Origin of the sequence: Bacillus sp. FDAARGOS_527, assembly GCF_003812125.1 — a bacterium.
Taxonomy (GTDB): Bacteria; Bacillota; Bacilli; order Bacillales; family Bacillaceae_G; genus Bacillus_A; species Bacillus_A paranthracis.
The window spans coordinates 1150293-1175750 of record NZ_CP033795.1 but is presented as its reverse complement, the minus strand read 5'-3'; the positions used below and the strand labels follow the sequence as shown (position 1 = coordinate 1175750).

The window sequence follows — 25458 nt, the reverse complement described above, 5'->3', positions numbered from 1 at the left end:
CACGATAGTTCATTATTTCTTCCAGTACATTTTCCCCTCGTTCATTTTTATTTTTAATTTAAGGAGGAATTCCACATGGGTTACGGATATAGTTGCGGCGGTAGTTGTGGTGGATGTGGTTATGGAGGCTTCGCTTTATTAATCGTTTTATTTATCCTTCTAATCATCATCGGAGCTAGCTGTTGGGGCGGCTTTGTAGGCTGCTAGTAAATTTAAAAACTATTGTAAAAAAGCACGTATAATACGTGCTTTTTTGCCATTTTCAAATATTTTATGTGAAAGGAAGTATGACTTTATGAAGATTGATGGTGTTTTTGAAGGAGGCGGTGTACGCGGAATTGCGCATGTAGGGGCAATTTGCGCGTTAGCTGAAAAAGGCTATGAATGGGAACGTGTAGCTGGAACATCAGCTGGTTCGATTATCGCTGCGCTCCTAGCAGCAGGATACTCTTGCTCAGAGCTAAAAACGATTATAACAAATATTGATTATGATAAATTTACGAAGAGAACCTTTATTGACAGAATCCCGTTTATTGGAAAAGGATTAAGCGCATGGACTACTCTTGGTATTTACTCTAATATTTTTATAGAAGAATGGATTGAAGAATTACTTCGAAAAAAAGGAGTTCATTTATTTACAGATTTACCTGATTTAAATAAGCTTAAAATTATCGCTTCTGATATAAGTAATGGTAAAATGGTTATCTTTCCTGATGACTTACCGAACTACGGATTTTTAAATTATCGCTTCTCTATTGCGAAGGCTGTACGAATGAGTAGTACAATCCCCTTCTTTTTTGAACCGGTAAAATGGAGAACCCCAAAATGGAAGCAGCCTTGTTATATGGTTGATGGAGGAATTTTAAGCAATTATCCAATTTGGATTTTCGACTCCCCTACCTCTCCCCGCTGGCCGACTTTTGGGTTTCATTTCGTAAAAGATGAGATTCAAGCTGACCCAGCCCACTACAACGAGCCTATCTCCATGTTCAAAGGACTTTTTAAAACAATGATGCAAGCCCATGATTTACGTCATTTAGACAAGGAATCAAAAGCAAGAACAATTACAATCCCAACAGGATCCATTACTAGTACAAACTTTGAGTTAACAATGGAAGAAAAAGAGTGGCTATACAATTCTGGTTATAACGCCGCAAATAAGTTTTTACAATCGTGGAATTTCAGACAATATATTGATAACTATAGAAACGGAAATCAGGATCGAAAATCAAATCGTTATTTCCGTCAACTTGACTCATAATATTATTATCTTTTATACGAGAACACGTAACGCTTTCAAAAAATAAGCTTAGTAATATAATATATTACTAAGCTTATTTACTTTCTGCATCATTATTATACGTTGTTTAAGGATAAGTTAACCCTTCTGCTTCCTCTGCAGCAATAACGGTGTATCGATTTCCCGTTCGTAATCCTAACAATTCTGCTTTTTCAATTGCTTCCTGCTTCGTCTCCGCATAAGCAGCTAAATATTTTTCTCCATTGATAATTTGGCAAATTACATATTGTTTCATTACTTTCTCCTCTTACTTTTTCATTAGTTGTGCAAGTTTTTTTATACCTATTTCAATTTCTTCTAATGTTGCATATGAATATGATAAGCGCAAAAATTGATTTGCACTTCTATCATACAAAGTACCTAGATTTAATAAAATCTTTTCTTTCAAAGCTTTGTCAAATAAGCTACGGTTTGAAACGGGTACATTCATATGTAACCAAATATAAAAACCACCTACTGGTTCATACCAAGTTGCTATATCACAAAAATATTCCTCTAACATTTTTAACATAAAATCTCTACGTTTTTTCAACTGAGTTCTTACAAACAGTAAATGTTCATCATACAATCCATTTGTAAACCATTCCGCTGCAATTTGCTGGGAGATTGAACTCGAGCCATAATCCGTTTGCATTTTTATATCCGCCAATCTTTGAATGACTGGCTCTGATCCAACAATCCATCCGATTCTTAATCCTGGACTAATGACTTTAGACATACTCCCAATATGTAGTACAATTCCGTTTTTATCATATGCCTTTAAAGGCTTTGAAATAGGCTTATCAAACCATAAGTCTTGATATACCGCGTCCTCTATAATAGGCAATCCAATTTCATTACATATTTCCATTACTTCTATCCGTTTCTTCGCATTCATACTAAAGTTCGTCGGATTATGAAAAGACGGGATTGTATATAAAATAGATGCATTAAATTGCTTCTTATATTTTGGAATATATGATGCATGTAAACCGTTTTCATCCATCGGCATACCAATTAATCGCATTCCTGCTGATTGAAAAACATTAAGAGAATATAAATAAGATGGTTTTTCTAATAAGATAGATGCCCCTTTTGGTAGAAGCCCCATAGAAATAAGTTGCAACGCTTGAATTGCCCCTGAAACAATTAATATAGAATCAGGAGTTACATATACACCATGTCCTTTTAAATAGTCCGCAATTTTCTTCCTTAAATAAAAATTCCCTTTCGGTTCTTCATATCCAAGTATCATGTTCGACTTTAAAAGCTTATTCATAATATCTTTCATCTTTTTTTCAGGTAAAAGACTTGGCGCGAGTTCACCTGTTCCTAAACGAATTACATGCGGATAAAATTCAGCTTGATTAATTTCTTGAATAGCAGGCAGATTTGGATAATGAAGTCCTTTTTCTACATAAGACTGCCAATTAGGCGGGGGTGCGTATATTGAAGCATTCTCATTATTATTTACAACAATTGTTCCTTTTCTGCCATTCCCTTCAATATACCCCTTTGCGGCTAGTTCATCGAAAGCCATTACAATTGTACTCCGGTTCACACCAAATATATGTGCCAAATCTCTTTGCGAAGGTAATTTCGTTCCAACAGTCCATTCACCATTAACGATTCTTTCCTTAATATACGTTTCTATTTGTTTATATAGAGGAGTCGCTAGAGACATATTCGGTTTCCAAACGAATCTTTCCATCATATCACCTTATATTCTTTTTGGTTGGTAACCTCCCCAACCATATGGATGGATACAAATTTTCATTTCTTCTATACAATATACACTATCATAATAAATTTAAATAGGAGGAAATATGATGAGTGAAGCAATTATTCATGGTATCATTCTTGCATTTGGTCTTATCATTCCATTAGGCGTCCAAAATGTTTTCGTCTTTAACCAAGGTGCGAGCCAACCAAACATTTGGAGGGCAGCCCCTGTCGTATTAACTGCCTCTATATGTGATACGTTACTCATATTGATAGCGGTACAAGGTGTCTCCCTTGTACTCCTTACTTTTTCTTGGCTAACTAACTCGTTATATATAATTGGATTTTTCTTTCTCCTATACATGGGCTTTGTTATTTGGAGAAGTAACCCTTCCAACGATGTAAAACAAGAAAAAAGTATGCCAGTAAAAAAACAAATACTTTTCGCTGCATCGGTTTCATTATTAAATCCACATGCAATTTTAGATACGATCGGTGTAATTGGAACAAATTCGATTCAATACATAGGAAGTGAAAAATGGGCTTTCACACTTGCAACTATTATCGTTTCTTGGATTTGGTTTATAAGCTTAGCTTTAGCGGGGAAATTTCTAAAAAGGCTAGACTCAACCGGAAAGACAATCGTATTATTAAATAAATTTTCTGGTCTCATCATATGGAGTGTCGCACTTTATATGTTAAAACAAGTTATTTATTCCTAATGAACGAAAGAGAATTGCATGTTACTGAAAACATCATGCAATTCTCTTACAAATTATGAAGTAGGTTCTGGTTTCTTTTTTACGTTCTTTGCATCTTTTGCTGGTTTAATCCAAATGATTGCTATAGCAGCACCAATCCCAGCGAGAATACTTGTTACATAAAACACTTCATGGTCAGCACCTTTCATGAAAAAAGAGTAGAGAGGTGGTCCAGCTGCTACACCGATAAATCGCATAGAACTATAAAATGACGTAACCGTCCCCCTTTGCTCCTTTTCAATTCCTTGTGTAATGAGAGCATCTAAACATGGGAGTGCCATACCAATTCCTACCCCCATAATAACGAGACAAAGGAGTAGTAAATAAATTCCTTTTATAAATAAAGGAATGATGACTGATGCAGCAGCCATTAAAAAACCAATGTAAATACACTTCTTCATCACATTTTGGTTATCTCCAATTTTTTTGCCAGCCATATATGAACTAAGTGACAGTACAAGTAACGGGATTGCAAGTACACACCCTTTCCAAATACCATGAATGTCATACTTTGATTCCAGTATAGTTGACAAATAAAAGAGAATTCCGAATAAAATAAGCATAATAATTGCACCTAATGCAAAAATGGCAATTAACCATCTTCCTTTTTCTCGAAACGTAGCAAGAATTGATTTTATAAACTCTTTAAGCGGTGGTACTTCTCCTTCTTGTTTCTTTGCCTTTACTAGAACAAGTAATAAAACAATTGATACTACGCATAAAACTGGAATCGCCCAAAACGGCAAGAACCATACAATGGCAGCCAGAGCAGACCCTAAAATAGGGCTCAACACTTTCCCAAATGTATTGGATGTTTCGATGATTCCTAAACCTGTACTAACTTGTTTTTCATCTTTGTATAAATCACCAACACACGGTATAACAACTGGCATTGCACCAGCAGCACCAATACCTTGAATCGCTCTACCGATCAATATCCAAGTGTAGGGATTATCAACTTTCCAAGATACCCAACCAGTTATCGCTCCTCCTATAGCCGCAATCAGCAAACTCGGAACCATTACCATCTTTCGTCCCCATCTATCTGATAAATAACCAGCAATCGGTATAAGTAGAATGGCTACGATAGAATAAATGGTAATAATCATGGATACTTGAAACGATGAAATATGTAATTTCTTTTCAATAGTCGGCAGAATTGGAATGAGCATTGAATTCCCTAATGTCATAACAAGTGGAACTGATGCAAGCGCAATCAAACAACAGTTTTCTTTTTTTAACATGTTGGCTTCGAAACCTTTCATCATATATTTCTTACCATATAATAGCCCTGCTGGAACGTAACTTTTCATTCCACCAGGGCTATTACATTTTTACTACTTCCCATTCACAACAAAAGAAATTGGGGAAAATATAGTATTATTCCTATTCTTTGAATCCAGTTCACAATATATCCATACCAATTAATTGAAAAAAAAGAAAGGAAGAATCCTTCCTTTCTCCTATAACCTTCTACAATTAGCGAGTATATCCGCCACCAAGTTGTTGTTCTGCCATCGCTACAAGGCGTTTTGTAATTTCACCGCCTACAGAACCGTTTGCACGTGAAGAAGTATCAGCGCCAAGTTGTACACCAAACTCTTGTGCAATTTCATATTTCATTTGATCTAAAGCCGCTTGTGCTCCATGTGATGCTAATTGATTAGAATTACGATTTCTAGCCATTACCAATCACCTCCTTATTTATATATAAATTGTGTTAAATTTTAATTTAAATACATGGTAATTTTTGGTTATTTTTATTTTTAAAAAAGAGTCTCTACAATGAGAGACTCTTACATCATTTTATACTAAGAAGTTACTACTTCTAAATTTCTATTTGTTAGTACTTTCATTTCTTCTTTTCATATATCTTTCGCATTATGTCCAAACCATTCGAGTGAAACAAAAGAGGTATACTTTAATTGGTATACCTCTTTCAAACATACACTTTACATAATAATATTATTAATATCTTTCCAATAATACGCTGTCTCTTCCACCTGTACTCGCTCTAAAAATTTCGTATCCATTTTTTCTGGATTAAATTTTTCATAAAACTTTTTAGAAGGATTATTCGTAACAACCCAAACTAATAGCGATTGCATATCATTGTTTTTACAATCCGATAAGAAAGCTTGAAATAACTTTTGTCCTATTTTCATTCCTTGATACTCTTGTAAAAGGTAAATCGCATATAATTCTCCCTCCCAATTGTATGTACCAGTTCTTTCTACTCCTCCATCGATGAATCCAACTATTTCTCCATTTAACGTCTCTGCTACAAATCTAAATTGATGGTTACTTTCTTTTTGAAAAATGTTTTCCCATTGTTTTTCCCGTTTCTCATATGTTATATTTTCTAAAATCTCGTTAGGGAATATGCCTTTATATGTCGTTTTCCAACTATCAGCGTGTACCTTTGCTATACCTGGTATATCATCTTTTATCGCTCTTCTAATATGTATTTCCATCATTTCTCCCCCCTTGCTTACTCATCATTATATCAATTTACTTCCTTAAAAATCCAAACAAAAAAAGAGTGAATTCACTTCAACTTCACTCTTTTTTCTTACAATTATCTACTTTCCACTTCAACTGAAACAACACGATCTATCTCTTTTAGTGAACTATATAGCTCAGTTGTATATAAATCTTCTGGAGCTAAAATAACCATCTCTAATTGCTGAAATGCTCCACTATCTATATCTTTAATCTTCACGCGTTTTACATGCATTCCTAAATTTTTAATCTGCTTAAATATACCATCTAACTCATGATGCTCTTTTACAGTAATTTTAATAGACAAGTCCTTTTGTCTTAATGAATACGGTCCTGCAATTTTCACAAGTTGCGGAAGTACATTAATTGCTAAAATAATTAAAATCATAGCAACCGTCGCTTGTAAATAAAATCCTGCTCCAATCGCAATACCTAAAGCTGAAGCAGCCCACACCATAGAGGCGGTCGTTAATCCAGAAATAACGTCATTACTTCTTCGTAAAATAACACCTGCTCCAAGAAAACCAATTCCACTCACAATTTGAGCAGCTAAACGCATGGGATCCATATTTGTATGCCCTGGAACAGAATATACATGTACAGATTCAATTGAAACCATCGTAATTAAACAACTTGCTACAGAAATAACCATACTTGTTTTCACACCAAGTGGTTTATTCTTTAGCTGCCTATCTATCCCGATGAATAATCCTAAAAAGAGTGCTAAACCTAATTTGAGTAAAAATTCATATGACATATTTCCAGTCTCCTTACTTTACAATGTTTCCCTTGGAATAATTCACTATAACTCTTTTATGATATCAATTCCAGTCTTTTCTATTCATTTAACGTAAAAAACCGAAAAAACATTTGTGACGATGTTTCTCCGGCTTTTTATTACGCTTAAAACTCTTCTTTATTTCTTATCTTTAATCTTAATCTCTGCATCTTTGTAGAATGCTAATTTACTGTCATTATACTCTTTTGTAAAATTGTTAAATTGCTCTTTTGATTTTTGTGCTTCCATAGTTAATTCATTAACAGCCTTAACTTTTTCACCAATCTCTTTTAATTTCGTTTCTTTTACTTTTAATTTTTCATACAATTCTTTTTCGGTCGCTAACGCCTTCGTATAATTTTCATTCATCTTTTGGAATGCATCATAACGATTTTTATACGACTCTTCTACTGCTTTCGCTTGTTTTTGTAACTTTTTATCTTCAAGCTTCTCTATATTTCCTTGAACAGATTTCGTTTCTTTCTGAGCTTTTTCTAGCATTTCTTTCTCATTTTTCAAAGTTTTTTCACGATCATCTACATTGGCAGTAGCCTGCTCTATTTTCTTCATAACAGCGTCATTATGATCTTTACCTTCTTGTAAAATTTGAGAATATAGTTCTTGGCCTTCCTTCTCTAACTTCTCTAATTTTTTCGCTTCATCAACTAATGATTTCTCTTGTGTCGCCGCTGTTTCAAAAGCTGTATATAGGTTTTCTTCTGGTTTTTCACCGAAACAACCTGTTAATAGTCCTACTGATAGTGCTCCAACTACTGCTACTTTTCCATACTTCAACGTTCATTCCTCCATTACATACGGTTATCATGCCAGAAATTCACTGGGAAGTGACTCTCTTCATGATATGCTTCAAACTCATAACCCTTTTCTTTTAACCCTTTTAAAATTGCTGGCACAGCAGCAACTGATTGCGGATGAATATCATGCATTAAAATGACTTCTTGTGGTTTTGTTGCATTTGTTAATACATTTTGAGCAATTTGTGCTGCAGCTGCATCAACTTGCATTTTATTATATTTCCAATCTAATGAATCAATTGTCCAATCCCACACTTTAAAGCCGCCCTCTACCACTTTATTTCGAAGACTTTCATTTAATCCAGGCATTGAACCGTATGGTGGACGTGTTAATTTAGGTGATTTCCCAATAATATTGGCGATTAAGCTTTGATCTTCTTTCATCTCATTTACATACTCGCCATTTTTATATAACTTTGCAAAATTATGCGTCATACTATGCATTCCTACATAATGACCTTCTGCATTTTCTCGTTTCACTAAATCTGGAAACTCTTTTACATTCGCTCCAATTAAAAAGAATGTCGCCTTCGCATCATGTTGTTTTAACGTATTTAATAATTCAGCCGTATATTTCCCCGGGCCATCATCAAATGTAAGATAAGCAACTTTTCTTTCCTTGCCATTAAAACGACTTGGTGCCGTTTTATTCATTTCTACTTTCGGTTGTTCACTTGCGAGTTGTACTACATTTTCTTGTTTTGCAACAGCCTTTGCTGGTGAAGTAATGGATTGAAACATGAAATACCCAATAGCTACTGCTGCAATCGCTATTAAAACGAATACTACTCGTTTAATTTTAAAAGCTTTTTCCATTCTATCGAATTCCTCTCCCTATTAATCTTATATATAAATCACCCAATATAATTATACATCTATTTATTTTATTACACTATATAAACAGATTTTATATGTATTATAATGGGAGTTTTATCAAAATGGTCGTTCCTATTCCTTCTTTACTTATAATATTTATTGTACCTCCATGAAGCTCCACCATTTTTTTAACGATGGCTAAACCAAGACCCGCACCTGTAGCATAATTATTAATCTGGTAAAATGACTGTTCTATATGCGGTAAATGCTCTTTAGCAATTCCAATCCCTTCGTCTTTCACCTTTATCACTGCTTGTCCTTTATTTTTAGTCACTTCAATATATACTTTACCATTTTTATGTGAATATTTAATGGCATTTTGAACAATATTCAAGAAAATTTGCTTTAGTCTATTTCGATCTCCTATCAATTCGATTCGTTCTATAGTTTTGATGAATTGCATTTGCTTCTCTTCAGCATTAGGAGTTAATTGCCAAATCTTCTCCTCTAGTATATCGTATAATTGCACCTTTTGTTTATATAAATTGAAATGATTTAAGTATAAAAAAATCGTTACAGAAAAGTTACAAATCCATCTCGATAAAAAAAGATTGGCAAAGGCCAATCTTTTTTTATTATTCATTTCGAACTGGCTTTGGTGTTACACCTAAATGTTCATTTAATTTTTTCGAAATATCTTTCACATTTTTTTCATTTGGAATGTAATAATAAATACCGCCGATACGTTTATCTGTACCTTCCACTTGCATTTTTTCCATTTCCAAATTAGATCCTGCCATATTTTTCGTAATAGCAAGCATATCATCGAAAGTTAAGTTCGTTTTCATATTTTTATCAACCGCATCAAGTAAAGAGCCCATTTTGCTAATAGATTGAACAGACATCGCTTTTTTAGCAATTGTTTCAATTACAAGTTGTTGTCTTTGACCACGCATTGCATCACTGTCAATTTTACGCGTTCTTGCAAGCGCAAGTGCTTGTTCTCCATTTAAATGTTGGTAGCCTTTCTCTAAATGAATCATACCTGCTTGGTCTTTACTATCTTGTTCAGTGAAAGTAACTGGTACATCAATATCAATACCACCAAGTGAATCGACAATTTGTACGAATGATTCAAAGTTAAACTTCACATAATAATCAACAGGAACATTTAAAAATCTTTCCACTGTATCGCGTGTACTTTCAACACCACCAAATACGTGTGCATGTGTAATTTTATCTAATTTCTTTCTAGATGGAATATATACACGTGAATCACGCGGAATACTTACTAATTTAACTGATTTATCATCTTTATTAATTGTTGCTAATAAAAGTGCATCTGTTCGAACAGCTTCTCCGTATTGACTTTTTCTCATTTCACTACCATCAACACCCATGATTAGAATTGAAATGTTATCCTTTAAAGGTTCAACTTCTTTATCACGCTTCGATGATTTATCAATTTGTGCATATGCATCACTTACTACTGCTTTTGCTTTATTATATATTAACGATCCATATCCTACTCCACCAAAAATAAGTAGGAAAAACGGAATTAAAATGAACCATTTTATTGACTTTCTTTTAGAACGTTTTTTACTGCTTCTCGTATTCTGTTCTAATTCAGAGCTCATATCCATTCGCCTCTCTTTCTCTTTCCTAATTATAATGCAAGTCTATTAACCTTCATATTGAATTTCCTTTCAATTACCTTACAATTTTGTAAGGTTACTGCGCAAATCCAATATGTACTCCATTTCACATTATACTCTCGTGCTTATTTTTGGCAAGTCACTATTTATATAAAATTATTTTTAAATTCATATATTATAATTTTATTAGTTTGGTGTATACATAGTTTGCTTTCCATTATTAATAATGAAAGCTGATTTTGCTTTTATTTTCGTCTTTTGTGTTTCTATCTCTTCATTTGAGAAATTCACAATAATTTCAATGTTTTTTCCATACGAAGCTGATTGTACTAACTTATCTTCTGACAAATATGCAAAGTTCGTCATTTCTTCTTTTACTGCCTTTTCATGAACTTCATTCCAAACTTTCAGGTGCTGCGTAATTTCTTGTTTATGCTTATTCCACTCTACTTCATCTAAATGGTACAACGGCGGAACGTTATACAATAATTCGTATAACATACGGTTTCCAACCTCATCTTTTATTTTCAAACTTCCCCATTCCCAGTGGTGCGTTGTAATTACAGAATCATTGTATACTAATTTATATAATGGTACTGAATATGCAGGATTTAAATATACTTGTTTATACTCTTCTTTTAACGGTACTTGTTTCGCATATTTTTCTGGAACATTTTGATTCGGTGACCAATATCCGCCTACATAATACGGACTTGTTTTGTTTTTCCTCATATCTTCATCGTCCCATTTAATTACAGGCGTTTCAATACCATGAGCAAATGCAATCGTACTACTAGCAAAATCATTTCCGCCTTCAGAACCAACTACCATACCCTTTTCTTGCGCAATGTAGTCCATTCGTTTTAAACGTGCTTTTAAATCTTGCTCTTGTGTCGTTATATGTTTCGCTGAATAGTCATCGTAAATTTCACCTGTCGCATCACAATCAATAAACCATGAATTATATTTAGGACCATTTTGTAATATATCATTCATGCGTTCTTTTACACTAGGCAGAGATAAAGTTGGATTTAATTTTCGCCCTCTACCTAAAAACCCTTGCACCTTTTCTCCATTTTTCTTCGTTACAGTAGCCTCTTCGTATAATGATGGGTCATTAAAGGATGCTGTGTTCCAATTTTTATCACTTTTTTCGTGAATAGAATGATATGAGTCATACGGACCAACTAAATACCCCATTTCCTTAGCTTCTGTCACGAAATTAGGTTGCATAAATCCTTGTTCCCAGTTTGGCAGACCAATCCACGCTTTTTCTATTCCTGCCTCTTTCATTTCCTTTAGTATGTCCGTTCCATCTGCATTACCCCATTTACTTACCTCTTCAACCACATCACCAAGTAGCGACTTTAATAAATGCTTATTTAAGCTATACAATTCTGTATTCGTTAAGTGACCTACACCTTTCTTTAATAGCACACTAGCTTCCTGATTAACGTTTTGAAAAATATCATCTTTATAAAATTCTTTCATTGATAACACTTCGTTTATATAACGTAAAATAACATTTTTTTGATACTTATCAATGAAATCTTGTTTACTTACTTGATCTAATACATTCAATTCCCCAGGCTCTGAACTATATTTTTGAATAAGCTCTTTTATATGGCTAAACAAAGGGCTATTTATTTTCTCGCTTAGCTTTGGCCAATTTACATTACTTTCTGATAAGCCATTTTGATTCCAAAAATAAAAATGAGCTGCACCGTAAAGCTTTTCTATCTCTTTATTTTTTCTAGCCTTTTCTTTTAATGTTTTAAATTCACCTTTTCGAGCGATATTGTCTTTATACAGTTTAGCAATACTTACTGCATCATTATTTGTCACATATACTTGAAATCCATATGTTTTATTTTTATTTATACGCGGAAATTCATGTATAAAATCAAATCCTATTTTCGGATCGGAATGAAATTTCAATTCATTATTAAACATATTGTTCGAAATATATACAATCGAATATTTCGAACCATTTAACGCGAAAAACTTCATAGAAAATGATTCAGCAAATGAATAGGCATCATCCTTTAAAAACTTCTTCCAATTTTCATCATTACTCGGAATTTGTTTCCCTTCCCATAACGGAAGTGTATAATTTTCAGCTTGTACTTTCGGCCAAGTAAAGCTTTCTGCACCAGTCGATTCCACTTCAATATTTAAGTGATCTTTTTTCTTCTCTAGATTCACTTTTACTTTTTGATCTGGATATTCCCAAGATGTACGATCCTTATCTTTTTTTACATTCGCCACCTTCATTTTCGGCAAAGGCTGTGATGCCAGTTCCTTTACGCCATCATGTTCTACAATTAACGTGAAAGTCTCTGGATTTACATCATAAGTAAACTCTTTATACGTCGCTTTCTTTATTTTAGACTCTTGAACAGTATTGCTACCTTTTACATCACACCCGACTAAAGTCGACAATGATATCGTTGTAAGAAGACATATTGCTATCATTTTTTTCATCTTCTGCACCTCCACCACTGAATATACAGAGGCTTTGTTACAGGAATGTGGCAAAAAAATAGAACCAGCATAATGCTAGCTCTATTTTGGGTATTAAAAATAAATATATATGGACAACTATAATCTGCTTAATATATGTAGTACAATAACCGTGTTTTTTTCATCCTCACTAATTATAAAAACAAATCATTCAAAGCTTTAACATGCATTTCTTAACTAAAAAAATAAGTGTATATAATATACGCTAAAACTAGCAATAAAATTACTAGCGCTGTACCTTTCCAATTCATACCACCCGTCATATCAACTGGACTTCCCGTTTCAGCTTTGTTGAGGCCATCATGTAAAGAACCGGTAGGATTGTTTTTCAATTCACTTTGCCTTATACGTTCTCTTTTTTCTTCCGGTGACTCTTTCTTCATACGATCACCTCCAAATGAATACACTCTTTACTAAATTATACATTAATATTTTTCTTTTATACGCAAACATATTTACAACATAAAAAAAGCTAGCGATGCTAGCTTTTTTTATAATCCAATATGTTCTTCCTTATTTACAGTAATCCCTCTATGATCAATTTCTAGCTCACACACCTTCATAGACGTAAATACTCTTGCTAATTGCTCAGCAATTTCTTGACGTTTCTCATACGGCGTTAATATAAAAATAGACGGCCCTGCACCGCTAAGCGCTGTACCGTATGCACCGAATTCTTTTGCACATTTACGAATAGATGGTAATAACGGGACCAGTTCTAAACGAAATGGCTCGTGAAAATGATCTCTTTCCATCATTTCCCCTACAACTTCCCACTTCTTTTGACACAACGCAGCTACTAATACGTTGCTGATTGCACTAGCCTTAACTGCTTCATGAAACGGAAACACATCTGGTAATACAGATCGGCTTTCCTCTGTATTTAACTCTTCATTTGGAATAAGAGAAATTACACCTAATTCCTTACTTTCAATTCTTACAACCGAAACATTTTTTCCATCAAGTGCTCCGATTACAGTTCCTCCTAATATAGAAGCAGCAACATTATCTGGATGTCCTTCAAAATTTGTAGCAATTTGAACTTTTTGATCAGTCGTTAAGTTCAAATTGCCAAGTTGATTTGCAAGCTCTATTCCTGCTACAATTGCTGATGCGCTACTTCCTAGCCCTCTTGTTAGCGGGATGTTACTAGTAACTTCTATTATATGGGGTGATAAAGAAGGACATACTTTACATGCCGTGCTCACAATTAAATTTTTATCGTCTGTCGGAATTGAATCTTCAAAGGAATGGATCACTTGCCATTTATCAGACTCCTCTTTTACTACTACATGTAAATACAATGACAAAGCTATTCCTACTGAATCAAATCCAGGTCCAACATTCGCTGTACTAGCAGGAACACGAATACTTAATGGTATCACGACATAATCACCCCTTTAATATGCTCTTTAATTTGTTCTATATTATTTGAAACACTTGCAATATCTAATGTATTAGAAGAGATTGCGATATCAGGATCTTTCAAGCCGTTTCCAGTTAAAACTGCAACAACTGTTTCTCCTTTTTTGATTTTTCCAGATTGAACATGTTTCATTACGCCAGCTAATGAAGCATTTGATCCTGGCTCAGCGAAAACCCCTTCCGATTTTGCTAATAATCTATATGCATGTAAAATCTCTTCATCTGATACCATATCTATTTCGCCGTGAGATTGCTCAGCAGCCTCTACTGCATATGACCAACTTGCTGGGTTACCGATGCGAATCGCAGTTGCAATTGTTTCAGGTTCTTCAATGACGTGTCCTTTTACAATAGCAGCTGCTCCTTCCGCTTCAAATCCATGAATTCTTGGCTTCTTATAGCCTTTTTCTTTCTCATATTCACAGAACCCTTTCCAGTATGCTGTAATATTCCCGGCATTCCCAACAGGGATCGCTAATACATCTGGTGCACGTTGCAACTGGTCACAAATTTCAAATGCTGCTGTTTTTTGCCCTTCAATTCGATAAGGATTTACAGAGTTTACTAACGTAATCGGCTCTTCTGCAGCAATATTTCTTACAGCCTTTAGTGCATCATCAAAATTTCCTTCTATTGAAATGATTTCAGCACCATAGGCAACTGCTTGCGCTAATTTCCCATGTGCAATCTTTCCTTCCGGTATTACGATAATACATTTCATTCCAAGGCGTGCCGCGTATGCGGCAGCCGATGCTGATGTATTGCCTGTCGATGCGCAAATAATGGCCTCCGAACCTTCTTCTTTTGCCTTTGCGACTGCCATTACCATACCACGATCTTTAAAGGAACCTGTCGGATTCGCTCCTTCGTACTTACCATATAACTGAATCCCTAATTGTTTTGATATATTTAATAACGGAATAAGGGGTGTATTTCCTTCCATTAAGCTCACATCAGGTGTGTTTTCATTTACCGGTAAATAAGAAGCATATTCGTTTAATAGTCCTTTATACATATTGTTTTTCCTCCTCAATAATGTAGTAACTGTTTATTTCACTTGCGACATCTTCTATCGCTCCTAAAACTCGTTCGAATTGATACTTTGAAGTTTGATGTGTCACAACAACGACTTCTGCAAGTTCACGATTTAAAGGTAATTGAATCACTTCTTTTAAACTTACAGAATAATTAACGAAACATTCTGTTATTTTTTGCAACATCCCAGGTTCATCTCGTAATGAGATACGTAAGAAATATTTCGAAACGACTTCTTCATCCCTTTGTAATTCATACGGTTCCGGTTCTTTTAACGCACTTTTATTTTTCTGAACTTGATTCATATTTTTAACGATTGAAATAATATCACTTACTACAGCAGAACCAGTCGGTAACTTCCCAGCTCCAGGTCCGTAAAACATTACTTCTCCAACTGCTTGACCGTGAACATATACCGCATTAAATTCATTATTTACATTCGACAATGGATGATGACTTGGTAATAGAGTAGGTTCTACACTTAAATGAATGGCTGATCCTTGTTTCTCCGCTTTCCCAATTAATTTCATAGTAAACCCTAACTTTTCGGCCATTTGTAAATCTTCTTTTTCAACCTTTCGAATCCCTCTTACTTGCACATCATCTAAAGAAACATTCATCGAAAAACCTAAGTTTGCAAGAATAGCTACCTTTCTTGCCGCATCTAGCCCATCTACATCCGCTGTCGGATCTGATTCTGCGAAACCTAATTTTTGTGCTTCCTGTAAAGCCTCTTCATATGACCATCCATTTTGACTCATCTTTGTTAACATATAATTTGTTGTACCATTTACAATTCCCATTATTTTTTCAATTTGATCTGATGCTAATCCGTCTGTTAACCCTCTTAACACCGGAATACCGCCCGCTACACTTGCCTCATAACATAAATCACAATCATTATCGTTCGCCAGTTGAAGAAGTTCTGCACCGTAAACAGCCATTAAATCTTTATTTGCTGTTACGACATGTTTCTTATTTCGTAAAGCTTTAACAATATGCTGCTTCGCTTCTTCAATTCCGCCCATTACCTCTACTACAATATCAATATTTGAATCATTTAGAACTTCATCAACATGACTTGTTACTACGATTCCATCAATACAAACATCACGTTCTTTTTCTACATCACGTACGGCGACTGTCTTCACCTTCACTTCATACCCTGTATCAAGGGTAATTTTTTTATAATGTTCTTTCAAAATATGGACAACACCACTTCCGACCGTACCTAATCCTAACACCCCTACATTAACAACATTATTCATCTTCTAATCTCCTCCTACAATTTTATTTTTTATCTTTATCAATCACCTTACTCTGCTTTTCAATCATGCAGGTGGTGTTTATTTCCGTACGTACAAATCGTTTCATGTTACAGCACCTCCTTTCAAAGTAAAAAAACACACTCATCCCTAGGAAAGGGACGAATGTGTTTTCGTGGTTCCACCCTTGTTCCAATCTAGACGTATCTCCTCCTAGATTGCTCAAGTTCAGATAACGGCTGATACCGTCAATAATTACTAGATTACTCGTTCACTATTGAAGTTCAAAGGTGGTAAAACCATTTCTCGTGTTAGGAAGCTCACACCCTTGACTTCCCTCTCTGTAAACCGTAAAAATGATTTCGTGTCCTTATCGTTACTTTTTCGTTCATGTTTATTTGTTAACTCATTATACTCGCATAAAAAACAAAATCAATACCATTTTTTAATTATTTTAAATTTTCAATCTGCAAGCCATAAAAAAACACACTCATCCCTAGGAAAGGGACGAATGTGTTTTCGTGGTTCCACCCTTGTTCCAATCCAGACATATTTCCTCCTAGATTGCTCAAGCTCAGATAACGGCTGATACCGTCAATAATTACTAGATTACTCGTTCACTATTGAAGTTCAAAGGTGGTAAAATCATTTCTCGTGTTAGGAAGCTCACACCCTTGACTTCCCTCTCTGTAAACCGTAAAAATGATTTCGTGTCCTTATCATTACTTTTTCGTTCATGTCTATTTGTTAACTTATTATAGTTATCAATCTTTTAAAAAGCAAGCCTATTTTTGTTCATTATTTTTAAAAATACGAATCATTTTATTTTAAAATAACAAATCATCTAATATAGATTTCTACTCTTGCACATGTATTCATCACTTACAAACTAACAAGATTGATATTAAAGTCTCATTCTAAAACGTTTAGAGTTTCACACCTCAACACTATATTTAAAAAGTATTTTTTTAATATAATCTTTCCCTATAACTTTCTTCTAAAGAACGTGCAACATCTTCTTCTGAAGCATTCACTTTCGCATGCTCCAGCAACATTTTTGCTGCTGAAGGTAACTCTTTTTTATGTAACCAAGATTCCGGATCCCACATTTTAGAACGAATAAAAGCTTTTGCACAATGAATATAACACTCTTCTATTTCAACAACAATTCCAAGTAGCGGATTGCGTCCATTTACCTGCATTTCTTGCAAAATTTCTTCGTCGTTTGTTATATACGCTCGGCCATTTATTCTGAGTGTCTCCCCAAGGCCTGGGATAAAAAAGATTAATCCTACACGTGGATTGGAAATAATATTTAAAATGGAGTCTATACGACGATTGCCTGGTCTTTCTGGAATGATAATTTTATTATGATTGAATACGTATACAAATCCAGCTGCATCTCCTCTCGGCGAAGCGTCACACTCTCCTAATTTATTTGCTGTAGATAATACTAGAAAAGGAGATTTAGACAGAAAATCTACGCAATGGTAGTCTAATGATGAAATAACCTTTTTCAAAGCTCGCTCACTTGGTTCCCCTAATATTTTCCGTAATTCTACCTCAGTTGAAATAATCGATTTTATTTCCTTACTCTCTATTCCCACTAATACCGACCTCTCTTTTCTTTATTTTCCCAAAATTCAATACAAATATTGTATAATAAAGTTTGCAGAAAGGGGAATTAAAATGACAGAGTGGTTAACGATATTTGATTCTGAAAGAAATACACTTGGGAAGAAATTACGTGATGAAGTGCATCGTGACGGTGATTGGCACGAAACATTTCATTGTTGGTTTGTAGAAAAAGATGCTGAAGATATGTTTTTATATTTCCAATTACGCTCTAAAAATAAGAAAGAAGCTCCACTTATATGGGATATTACTTCAGCTGGACATATAATGCATGATGAAGATGTACAAATTGGCGGTCTTCGTGAAATCGAGGAAGAATTAGGGCTTTCCTTTCAAACTACTGATCTAGCATATACAGGAATCTTTACAATAAATTATGAAATTTCAAATCTTACAGATCGCGAGTTTTGCCATATGTATTTCCACAATGTCATTAACCCACTTCCATTCGCACCAGGTGAAGAAGTAGACGATGTGATGAAAATACATGCAACTTCTTTTCTACAGCTATTAAAAAGAGAGATTTCATCTTTTACAGCTATTTCTGTTTTAAACAATAAGCCGATAACGATAACATTTGAAGATATTTATCCATATGATATTGCATACTATGAATTTGTTATAGAGCAAGGAAAAGAATTACTAAAAAATAATGATTTGTAAATAGAATGGGACTCCCTACTAATATCGGTCGGGAGTCCTATTTTTCATTATTGCTCAAGTGTCTTCAACGTTTTCTCTACTCGTATGAATAAGCGAATGATTAGTACTAGCATAAAGATCATTATCGCTAACGTTGTATGGGGATATTTAAACAGTATACTAATAAAACTTCCTATCAACATCATAATGAATCCATTTTGTTTCATCACTTCTGCGCTATACCTATTACCTGCATCCCATAATTCTTTATTTTTCATAGATCGTTTCGTACGATAACCATATGCCGCATTAATATCTGTCGGTGGATTTTTTTGAAGGACAATTGCCGCTAGTATAAATATAATACCTATTAAAATACTCATTCCTATGTTTATTAGTGTATACATCAATTATATCCCCTCCTAACAGCTTCATTATACGATGCAATCCTGTTTTTTCCAATTCTACAACGCATTCACTTTCGCTCTTTCGATGTCTGAAACATGCTTGGAAGTGTTACAAAACGTGCTCCTTTCGTTTTTAACTGCGGAATCATTTTGTCTAGCGCCTCTACAGATCCTTGCAAATGTCCACCTGGAGTTGAATGTTGAAGTATGATACTACCAGGGAATGAGTTCCCTAACACATTATTTGTAATCGTATCAGCACTTACCCCTTTCCAATCAACCGTATCAACACTCCACTGTACAATCATAAAATTTTGCTCAGTTGCCCACTTCAATTGATTTTCAAGTATTTCACCATACGGCGGGCGTATAAATTTAGGAGCATAGCCGGCTATACGTTTTAATATTTCTTCCGTTTTTATAATTTGATTACGGTACTCACCCTCATTTACTTTCGCTAAATTAGGATGGCTATACGTATGATTACCAATTACATGCCCTTCATTCGCAATACGCTTTACTACATTTGGAAACTTTTCAGCATTTTCACCAAGCAGGAAAAAAGTCGCTTTTACATTATGTTGTTTTAACTTATCTAATATTTTTGGCGTGAATTCTAAATCCGGTCCATCATCAAATGTAAGAGCAACTTCCGCTTTATTGTACGGTCCTGAAAATGCGTACGCATATTTTTCAACCCAAGAAAATGGCGTCCACGATCCACGCTCATCTGCTTTCATTTGTACTTCATAATTTTGAGGGATATATGCGTATGGCAATGAGTTTATATAGTCTCCATAGTAAAATGAGTTATATGGCATATAAGCATACGAAACATCTCGTTCTAGTCCCCATTGATATGGAGCAAACATTTGTGGCGAATAAAAATAATACATGATAAAAACCTCCCTAAAATTTCATATGTGATTCCTCTACACTTTGTTAGAGAAATTGTTATTCATAAACAAAAATAAGACTGTCCGTAATTTGGACAGTCTTACTGCTTACTATTATTAATAAATTGATGTACTACCTTTCGGCAAAGCTTTCACGTGTTTTAAATAGTTCGTCACTTTATCATCATCATCTTGCGGATATCGATACCCATATGTGTTAGCAATTTCATTCGCCACTTCCCTAAATAAATCACCCATGACAAAGAATGATTCCCATATGTTTTCATATTCTGCATTAGAAAATGTCTGTTTAAATTGCTCCCACATTTCCCCTTCAAAATATTGCTCAAAATGCTTTCCAAATTTACCTGCATTAACTGTAAAGTCTGTTTTCATACCAATATGCCATTCTAGCATTATGATGAACATATCTCGCACTGGGCCATCAAGCATCCATTTCACATAAGAAAGTTCCTCTCGCCATAACCCTTTTGCCACATTCGTACTACACCACCAAAATTCATTACAGCAACCTAAAAACTCTTTTTCTGTAGGCTTTTTTATTAAGTAATCTTTATCGCTTGCTGGCGGGAATTCTTCCATACAATTATCTTTATCGAGAAGTAATTTACTTAAACTATCTTGTCCAACGAACTTTTTTGTTAAATCAACCGGAACTAATGTTAAATCAATCCGATTTCCATCCATGAACTGCATTAAATACGGAAACTTCCCGTCTCCATCTGGTGGAACTAATGACATTTCTTCTGGCATTTGTACAATCATTATTTCTCCAAACCTATGAATCCAATTATGATTAGACGTAAAGGATTGTATATCTTTTACAACATACATAATATCAAAGTCTTGAAAACAATCTCTTTTCACATGTGGATTTACACGCGATCCATTCATAATGACAGCTCGAATTCTTTCATCCTCTTTTGCTGTATTTATAATTAAGTCTAACATTTCTTTTTCAGTTCTCATCTATTCCTAACCTCCAATTTTTATATAAACTTATATTTTTAAGTATGTTGGAGGTCCACGGGCTAACTGTGTTGTATACGATACATGTTATAATTTTTCAAACATCTTTTTCATTCTATTTATCTCCTTTCGTTATTCTTTTACGACTGCCATTACAAATCCATCGTACCCTTTACTTCCGACTGTTTGAAGCGCTGTAGCACTTACACGCGGCTCAGCAGCTATTAGCTCATAGAAACGACGTATTCCTTGTACGCGAGGGTCATTACTCGTATTGTCAATAACTTCTCCTTCACGTACTACGTTATCCCCAATAATTACAGTCCCTGGACGTGATAGTTTCAGCGCCCATTCAAAATAAGCAGGATTATTTTGTTTATCAGCGTCTATAAAGATAAAGTCAAATGGTTCATACTTCTCATTTTCTATTTGCTGTAAAGAATCTAAAGCTAATCCTACTCGTATTTCAATTTTATCAGTCAAATTGGCACGTTCAATATTGCTACGTGCAATTTCAGCATGTTTTTCACTCGCTTCCAATGTAACAATCCGACCACCATATGGCAATGCCCTTGCAAGCCATATGGTGCTATATCCACCTAGAGTACCAATCTCTAAAATATTTCGAGCTCCTTGAATTTGTACTAATAATTGTAAAAACTTACCTTGCGTCGGTGATACGTCATGTGCCGGTAAATTAGCTGTAGCATTTTCTTGAAGAACTTCTTCTAATGTAGAATCTTTCGGTATTAATACATCACTCATATATTGATCAACAGCCGTCCACTTCTCAATCATACTCATGGAAATACCATCCCCTTCAATTTCTCAATGCTTTTCTACCATTCACTTTTGATTATACCGAAAATTCTGTTTTATACACAAATATAAAGAAGGGATATCTACTCCTTACAGAATAGATATCCCTTCTTTTAAATATAAATTTAATTCCTATGGATTAGTAGACCAAAGTCCAGCTGATTTAATAAATGTACGTTTATTTAATTTCAGCTGCGCTACGATAAACTCTGCAATATCTTCTGCTTGCATTACTTTATCAGGATTTCCGTCAGTTAATCCTAAATCTACAGCCATATCTGTTGCTACTGTACTTGGTGTTAAAGCTGTTACGCGAATATTATGTTTACGAACTTCCATCGCTAACGATTCTGTTAAGCCAAGAACACCAAATTTAGAAGCACTATATGCACTTGTTACAGGTGCACCTTTTTGTCCCGCTGTAGATGAAATGTTAATGATATCACCAGATTGTTGTTCAATCATGCTTGGTAAAGCTGCACGAGTTGCATAGTATACACCCATTAAGTTTACTTGAATGATTTTTTCCCAATCAGCAACGTCTAGTTCTAAAAACTTACCGAACTTAGAAATACCAGCGTTATTAATTAAAATATCGATAGATCCTAAACCGTTTTTTAACGTCTCAATTGCAGTAGTCACTTCTTCATATGAAGAAACATCAGCAGTCGCAATAACTGCTTTTACGCCTTCTGCTTCTACTTCTTTCGCTACAGCTTTTAAGTTTTCTTCTGAGCGAGCTAAAAGACCTACATTTACGCCCTCTTTCGCTAATGCGATCGCTACAGCGCGACCAATCCCTCTACCTGCTCCTGTAATTAAAGCATTTTTGCCTTGTAATAATTCTGCCAAGTATAACACTCCTTAATCATCTCTGTTATGTATTATATTAAAATTGTATCTATGTTTATGTAAAAAGGCAATGATGCACTTTCATGTGCGTAGGTTACTTCTAGGTAACTATAAAAGTTTTTATTTATAATCCTCATACTTTTTCCATAATTAATGTAAAATAGAAATAAATTCCACACAGGAGAGTGTTTATGTATGAAAAGAAAAAAATGATACTTGCTACTAACTGCAGTCGGACTATGTATCATATTTTTGGCTATGTACTTTATATTTGGTAATCCACTATATTATAAAGTAATAGAAAAAGAAACTAACGAATATCTCCATACTATAAAAGGATATAAGCAAAAAGAAATACAAAGCATAACCGGAAAATATACTTACCTTTATAATATCGACTATTATGCAAAGGTAGTATATAAAGACGAACCTTATTTTACATACCCTTATACATACAATAATAATAAAAAAATAATACGAGACAATGGCATTTTAGGAAGACATACTGAATCATTTGAGCATCTTAATTTAAATTGGTCACTGTTCGATCAACTAATACAAGGGATTCATACGAACTTACAAGAAAGAGGTTTAAGTGAAAAAAGGATTATTCTATACGACACGTTCATTTCATTGATATAGATGATGATAAAAACGGTGCAGAAGCATGCGTTGACTTTAAGAAAGATAAAAAATCAGATTATTCATACGGTATGAATAATGAAGGAAAAGCTTATCAATATAGTTGCAGTAATGGGAAATGTATTTTTAAAGAAAAATAGTGTTAGAAGGTTCCCCCTTCTAACACTATTTCTCTTCATGATTCGGAATACGTACAATAAATTCCGTACCACTGCCTTCCTCACTCTCGACTTTTATTTCTCCTTGATGAAGGTCGAGTACTTTTTTTACGATAGCCAAACCTAAGCCACTCCCTCCATAAGCACGATTTCGTGAAGAGTCTGCTTTATAAAAACGCTCAAAAATATGTTGCTTCTGTTCTTCGGATATACCAATTCCCGTATCACGTATACGTACTTCTACTAATGTCTCATATTCTTTTAGCTTGATTGAAATCGTACCGCTACTTGGAGTAAATTTAATACTATTATGAATTAAATTAATCCAAACTTGACTCATACTTTCTTGGTCAGCAGTTATATGCACTTTTTCTAAATCAAGGTCTAATTCAATTTCTTTCTCAGCCCAAAGCGGTTCACTATTTAATACAATTTGTTTTAACTGTTGATCTAATCGATAAGTTACTCTTTCTGGTGTATATTCTTCCGACTCTAAAAGGGTAAGCTTCAGTAAATTTTGACTTAGTTTAGATAATCTCGTCGTTTCCGTTTCAATAATGGTCAGGTAATGCTCTCTCTTTTCCTCGGAAAGATTGTTATCTTGTAGCGCTCTAGCAAATCCTTTTATAGAAGTTAATGGTGACTGTATTTCATGAGAAACATTCGATACAAATTCCTGGCGCATTTTCTCCATCGCATTTAGTTCATCTGTCATATCATTTATACTTTTTACGAGCACACCAATTTCTCCATTATATTTCTCTTCATTTCGTATTTTTACGGAGAAGTCCCCTTTTGCAATTTTTTGTATCGGTTCAATAATAGTCCAAATCATCGCCTCTCGCTTCGGTCTCATTAATACTCCAATCAACACCCAAATAAGAACAATAAATACAAAGCCGACCATATCACTAATTAAAAAAGTAACAAAAGGTGATACTCGTATTTCAAGAGCATTTATTACACTTGATGATACATAAAAGGCTATAGACCAAATTATTGTGAGAAAAGAAAAGAGAGCTAGTACCGCTCCAATCACTTTCAGTATCTTCACCTTATTCATTCGCTCTCTTCTTCTCATTTACTTACCTCTAAGCGATATCCTAAGCCTCTTATCGTTTTAATACTAAATTTCGACTTCTCTTCTTGGAACTTCTCACGTAACCGATTTATATGAACGTCTAGTGTACGCTCATTCCCTTCAAAATCATATCCCCATACATCTTCAATTAATTGCTCTCTCGAACAAGTTCTCCCCGTTTTAGAGCCTAAAGTAAAGAGCAATTCGAATTCTTTTAGTGGTAACGTAACTGTTTGTTCTCCAATTGTAACTTCAAATGTTTTACGATTTAACAGTACATTTCCAACTTGAATTGATTGCGATACTGTAATTTGGTAACGTTTCAATAACGCCTTAACTCTCACTACTAGTTCTATCGGATCAAATGGTTTTACAAGATAATCATCCGTTCCAAGATGAAATCCTTTTACTTTTTGAGACGTTTCTCCTTTAGCAGTTAACATCAAAATCGGAATATCATAGTATTTCCTTAATTCAAAACATACATCAAATCCATCCATATTCGGCATCATGATATCAAGAATAACCATATCAACTTTCACTTCATCTATTTTTTGAAGTGCATCTAGACCATCAATTGCTTCATATGTTTGAAATCCTTCCCGCTCTAAAAATACAGAAACAAGTTCTCTAATATGTGGATCGTCATCTACTATTAAAATTTTTGGTAGCAAAGAAAACCTCTCCTTTCTACGTAGCATCTTTTATATAACTTTTAAAAATGAATCACCAGCGGAGTATAAGCCCCACTGATGATTCA

The 25458-nt window shown here is 34.4% G+C and carries 26 protein-coding genes, 2 pseudogenes and 2 other annotated features; of the genes and pseudogenes, 5 read left to right on the top strand and 23 right to left on the bottom strand.

The window, feature by feature from the left end; all coding sequences use genetic code 11:
- Positions 1–75: 75 nt before the first annotated feature.
- Both EGX95_RS08400 and EGX95_RS08395 read left to right on the top strand, forming a co-directional pair.
- Positions 76–207 (top strand): YjcZ family sporulation protein, encoded by a 132-nt coding sequence (locus EGX95_RS08400; RefSeq protein WP_123805485.1) that lies wholly within the window; start codon positions 76–78, stop codon positions 205–207.
- A gap of 88 nt (positions 208–295) precedes the next feature.
- Positions 296–1261, top strand: a complete 966-nt coding sequence (locus EGX95_RS08395) for a patatin-like phospholipase family protein (protein ID WP_000686816.1) — start codon at positions 296–298, stop codon at positions 1259–1261.
- Positions 1262–1367: 106 nt separating this feature from the next.
- On the opposite strand, the gene EGX95_RS08390 is transcribed toward EGX95_RS08395, so the two are convergent.
- A complete protein-coding gene (locus EGX95_RS08390) occupies positions 1368–1535 on the bottom strand; it encodes a DUF3933 family protein (protein WP_000816379.1) in 168 nt (55 codons plus the stop codon).
- Between the two features lie 12 nt (positions 1536–1547).
- Complete coding sequence (locus EGX95_RS08385) at positions 1548–2990, bottom strand: aminotransferase-like domain-containing protein (RefSeq protein ID WP_000439404.1); 1443 nt, start codon at positions 2988–2990, stop codon at positions 1548–1550.
- A gap of 118 nt (positions 2991–3108) precedes the next feature.
- Here EGX95_RS08385 and EGX95_RS08380 point away from each other — a divergent pair, with 118 nt between their 5' ends.
- Positions 3109–3723 (top strand): LysE/ArgO family amino acid transporter, encoded by a 615-nt coding sequence (locus EGX95_RS08380; protein WP_001287304.1) that lies wholly within the window; start codon positions 3109–3111, stop codon positions 3721–3723.
- Between the two features lie 53 nt (positions 3724–3776).
- On the opposite strand, the gene EGX95_RS08375 is transcribed toward EGX95_RS08380, so the two are convergent.
- The 14 genes and pseudogenes from EGX95_RS08375 to EGX95_RS08305 all read right to left on the bottom strand — a co-directional run bounded on the left by EGX95_RS08375 (position 3777) and on the right by EGX95_RS08305 (position 18183).
- Positions 3777–5006: a bacillibactin exporter BcbE gene (locus EGX95_RS08375; protein WP_033670231.1), complete on the bottom strand. Its 1230-nt coding sequence runs from the start codon at positions 5004–5006 to the stop codon at positions 3777–3779.
- Positions 5007–5241: 235 nt separating this feature from the next.
- A complete protein-coding gene (locus tag EGX95_RS08370; protein WP_000113545.1) occupies positions 5242–5448 on the bottom strand; it encodes an alpha/beta-type small acid-soluble spore protein in 207 nt (68 codons plus the stop codon).
- 266 nt (positions 5449–5714) lie between these two features.
- A complete protein-coding gene (locus EGX95_RS08365) occupies positions 5715–6239 on the bottom strand; it encodes a GNAT family N-acetyltransferase (RefSeq protein ID WP_001992773.1) in 525 nt (174 codons plus the stop codon).
- A 101-nt stretch (positions 6240–6340) separates the two neighbouring features.
- Complete coding sequence (locus tag EGX95_RS08360) at positions 6341–7021, bottom strand: MgtC/SapB family protein (protein WP_000119508.1); 681 nt, start codon at positions 7019–7021, stop codon at positions 6341–6343.
- Positions 7022–7180: 159 nt separating this feature from the next.
- Complete coding sequence (locus tag EGX95_RS08355) at positions 7181–7837, bottom strand: YkyA family protein (RefSeq protein ID WP_000873554.1); 657 nt, start codon at positions 7835–7837, stop codon at positions 7181–7183.
- 14 nt (positions 7838–7851) lie between these two features.
- The gene (locus tag EGX95_RS08350) at positions 7852–8673 is read right to left on the bottom strand and encodes a peptidoglycan-N-acetylglucosamine deacetylase (protein WP_000409387.1); all 822 of its coding nucleotides are present in this window, start codon (positions 8671–8673) and stop codon (positions 7852–7854) included.
- A gap of 100 nt (positions 8674–8773) precedes the next feature.
- Positions 8774–9238: pseudogene (locus EGX95_RS08345) on the bottom strand (sensor histidine kinase); the annotation flags it as partial.
- Between the two features lie 70 nt (positions 9239–9308).
- On the bottom strand, positions 9309–10310 hold the full coding sequence (locus EGX95_RS08340) for an LCP family protein (RefSeq protein ID WP_002081367.1): 1002 nt from the start codon (positions 10308–10310) through the stop codon (positions 9309–9311).
- Positions 10311–10514: 204 nt separating this feature from the next.
- Positions 10515–12812 carry a glycoside hydrolase gene (locus tag EGX95_RS08335; RefSeq protein ID WP_000738094.1) on the bottom strand — a complete coding sequence of 766 codons (2298 nt, stop codon included), beginning with the start codon at positions 12810–12812 and terminating at the stop codon, positions 10515–10517.
- Between the two features lie 212 nt (positions 12813–13024).
- Positions 13025–13234, bottom strand: coding sequence for a DUF6366 family protein (locus EGX95_RS08330; protein WP_000712280.1), 210 nt, complete (start codon positions 13232–13234; stop codon positions 13025–13027).
- A 108-nt stretch (positions 13235–13342) separates the two neighbouring features.
- The gene (gene thrB / locus EGX95_RS08325; RefSeq protein WP_000612666.1) at positions 13343–14236 is read right to left on the bottom strand and encodes a homoserine kinase; all 894 of its coding nucleotides are present in this window, start codon (positions 14234–14236) and stop codon (positions 13343–13345) included.
- The gene (gene thrC / locus EGX95_RS08320) at positions 14233–15291 is read right to left on the bottom strand and encodes a threonine synthase (RefSeq protein ID WP_000276448.1); all 1059 of its coding nucleotides are present in this window, start codon (positions 15289–15291) and stop codon (positions 14233–14235) included. The genes thrB and thrC overlap by 4 nt, the downstream gene beginning before the upstream one ends.
- Positions 15284–16579: a homoserine dehydrogenase gene (locus tag EGX95_RS08315; RefSeq protein WP_001067139.1), complete on the bottom strand. Its 1296-nt coding sequence runs from the start codon at positions 16577–16579 to the stop codon at positions 15284–15286. The genes thrC and EGX95_RS08315 overlap by 8 nt, the downstream gene beginning before the upstream one ends.
- A gap of 151 nt (positions 16580–16730) precedes the next feature.
- Positions 16731–16962, bottom strand: a binding site (T-box leader).
- A 114-nt stretch (positions 16963–17076) separates the two neighbouring features.
- Positions 17077–17308 (bottom strand) — a binding site (T-box leader).
- 236 nt (positions 17309–17544) lie between these two features.
- Positions 17545–18183: a pyridoxamine 5'-phosphate oxidase family protein gene (locus EGX95_RS08305; protein ID WP_000510754.1), complete on the bottom strand. Its 639-nt coding sequence runs from the start codon at positions 18181–18183 to the stop codon at positions 17545–17547.
- An 82-nt stretch (positions 18184–18265) separates the two neighbouring features.
- Between EGX95_RS08305 and EGX95_RS08300 the strand changes: the two genes are divergently transcribed.
- Positions 18266–18874 carry an NUDIX hydrolase gene (locus tag EGX95_RS08300; protein ID WP_000141373.1) on the top strand — a complete coding sequence of 203 codons (609 nt, stop codon included), beginning with the start codon at positions 18266–18268 and terminating at the stop codon, positions 18872–18874.
- Positions 18875–18921: 47 nt separating this feature from the next.
- Here EGX95_RS08300 and EGX95_RS08295 read toward each other — a convergent pair whose 3' ends face one another.
- The 5 genes from EGX95_RS08295 to EGX95_RS08275 all read right to left on the bottom strand — a co-directional run bounded on the left by EGX95_RS08295 (position 18922) and on the right by EGX95_RS08275 (position 22817).
- Positions 18922–19260 (bottom strand): SdpI family protein, encoded by a 339-nt coding sequence (locus tag EGX95_RS08295; protein WP_000288317.1) that lies wholly within the window; start codon positions 19258–19260, stop codon positions 18922–18924.
- A gap of 68 nt (positions 19261–19328) precedes the next feature.
- Positions 19329–20156 carry a peptidoglycan-N-acetylglucosamine deacetylase gene (locus EGX95_RS08290; RefSeq protein ID WP_000291221.1) on the bottom strand — a complete coding sequence of 276 codons (828 nt, stop codon included), beginning with the start codon at positions 20154–20156 and terminating at the stop codon, positions 19329–19331.
- A gap of 117 nt (positions 20157–20273) precedes the next feature.
- The gene (locus EGX95_RS08285; RefSeq protein ID WP_001258509.1) at positions 20274–21146 is read right to left on the bottom strand and encodes an aminoglycoside 6-adenylyltransferase; all 873 of its coding nucleotides are present in this window, start codon (positions 21144–21146) and stop codon (positions 20274–20276) included.
- Between the two features lie 132 nt (positions 21147–21278).
- Positions 21279–21950 carry an O-methyltransferase gene (locus EGX95_RS08280; protein WP_000061722.1) on the bottom strand — a complete coding sequence of 224 codons (672 nt, stop codon included), beginning with the start codon at positions 21948–21950 and terminating at the stop codon, positions 21279–21281.
- 147 nt (positions 21951–22097) lie between these two features.
- On the bottom strand, positions 22098–22817 hold the full coding sequence (locus tag EGX95_RS08275; RefSeq protein WP_000818985.1) for a 3-ketoacyl-ACP reductase: 720 nt from the start codon (positions 22815–22817) through the stop codon (positions 22098–22100).
- A 216-nt stretch (positions 22818–23033) separates the two neighbouring features.
- Between EGX95_RS08275 and EGX95_RS08270 the strand changes: the two are divergent.
- Positions 23034–23599: pseudogene (locus EGX95_RS08270) on the top strand (DUF3139 domain-containing protein).
- A 25-nt stretch (positions 23600–23624) separates the two neighbouring features.
- On the opposite strand, the gene hitS reads toward EGX95_RS08270, so the two are convergent.
- Positions 23625–24698 (bottom strand): envelope stress sensor histidine kinase HitS, encoded by a 1074-nt coding sequence (hitS, locus tag EGX95_RS08265; protein WP_001254317.1) that lies wholly within the window; start codon positions 24696–24698, stop codon positions 23625–23627.
- Positions 24695–25372, bottom strand: a complete 678-nt coding sequence (hitR, locus tag EGX95_RS08260; protein WP_000937026.1) for an envelope stress response regulator transcription factor HitR — start codon at positions 25370–25372, stop codon at positions 24695–24697. The genes hitS and hitR overlap by 4 nt, the downstream gene beginning before the upstream one ends.
- Between the last annotated feature and the right edge of the window lie 86 nt (positions 25373–25458).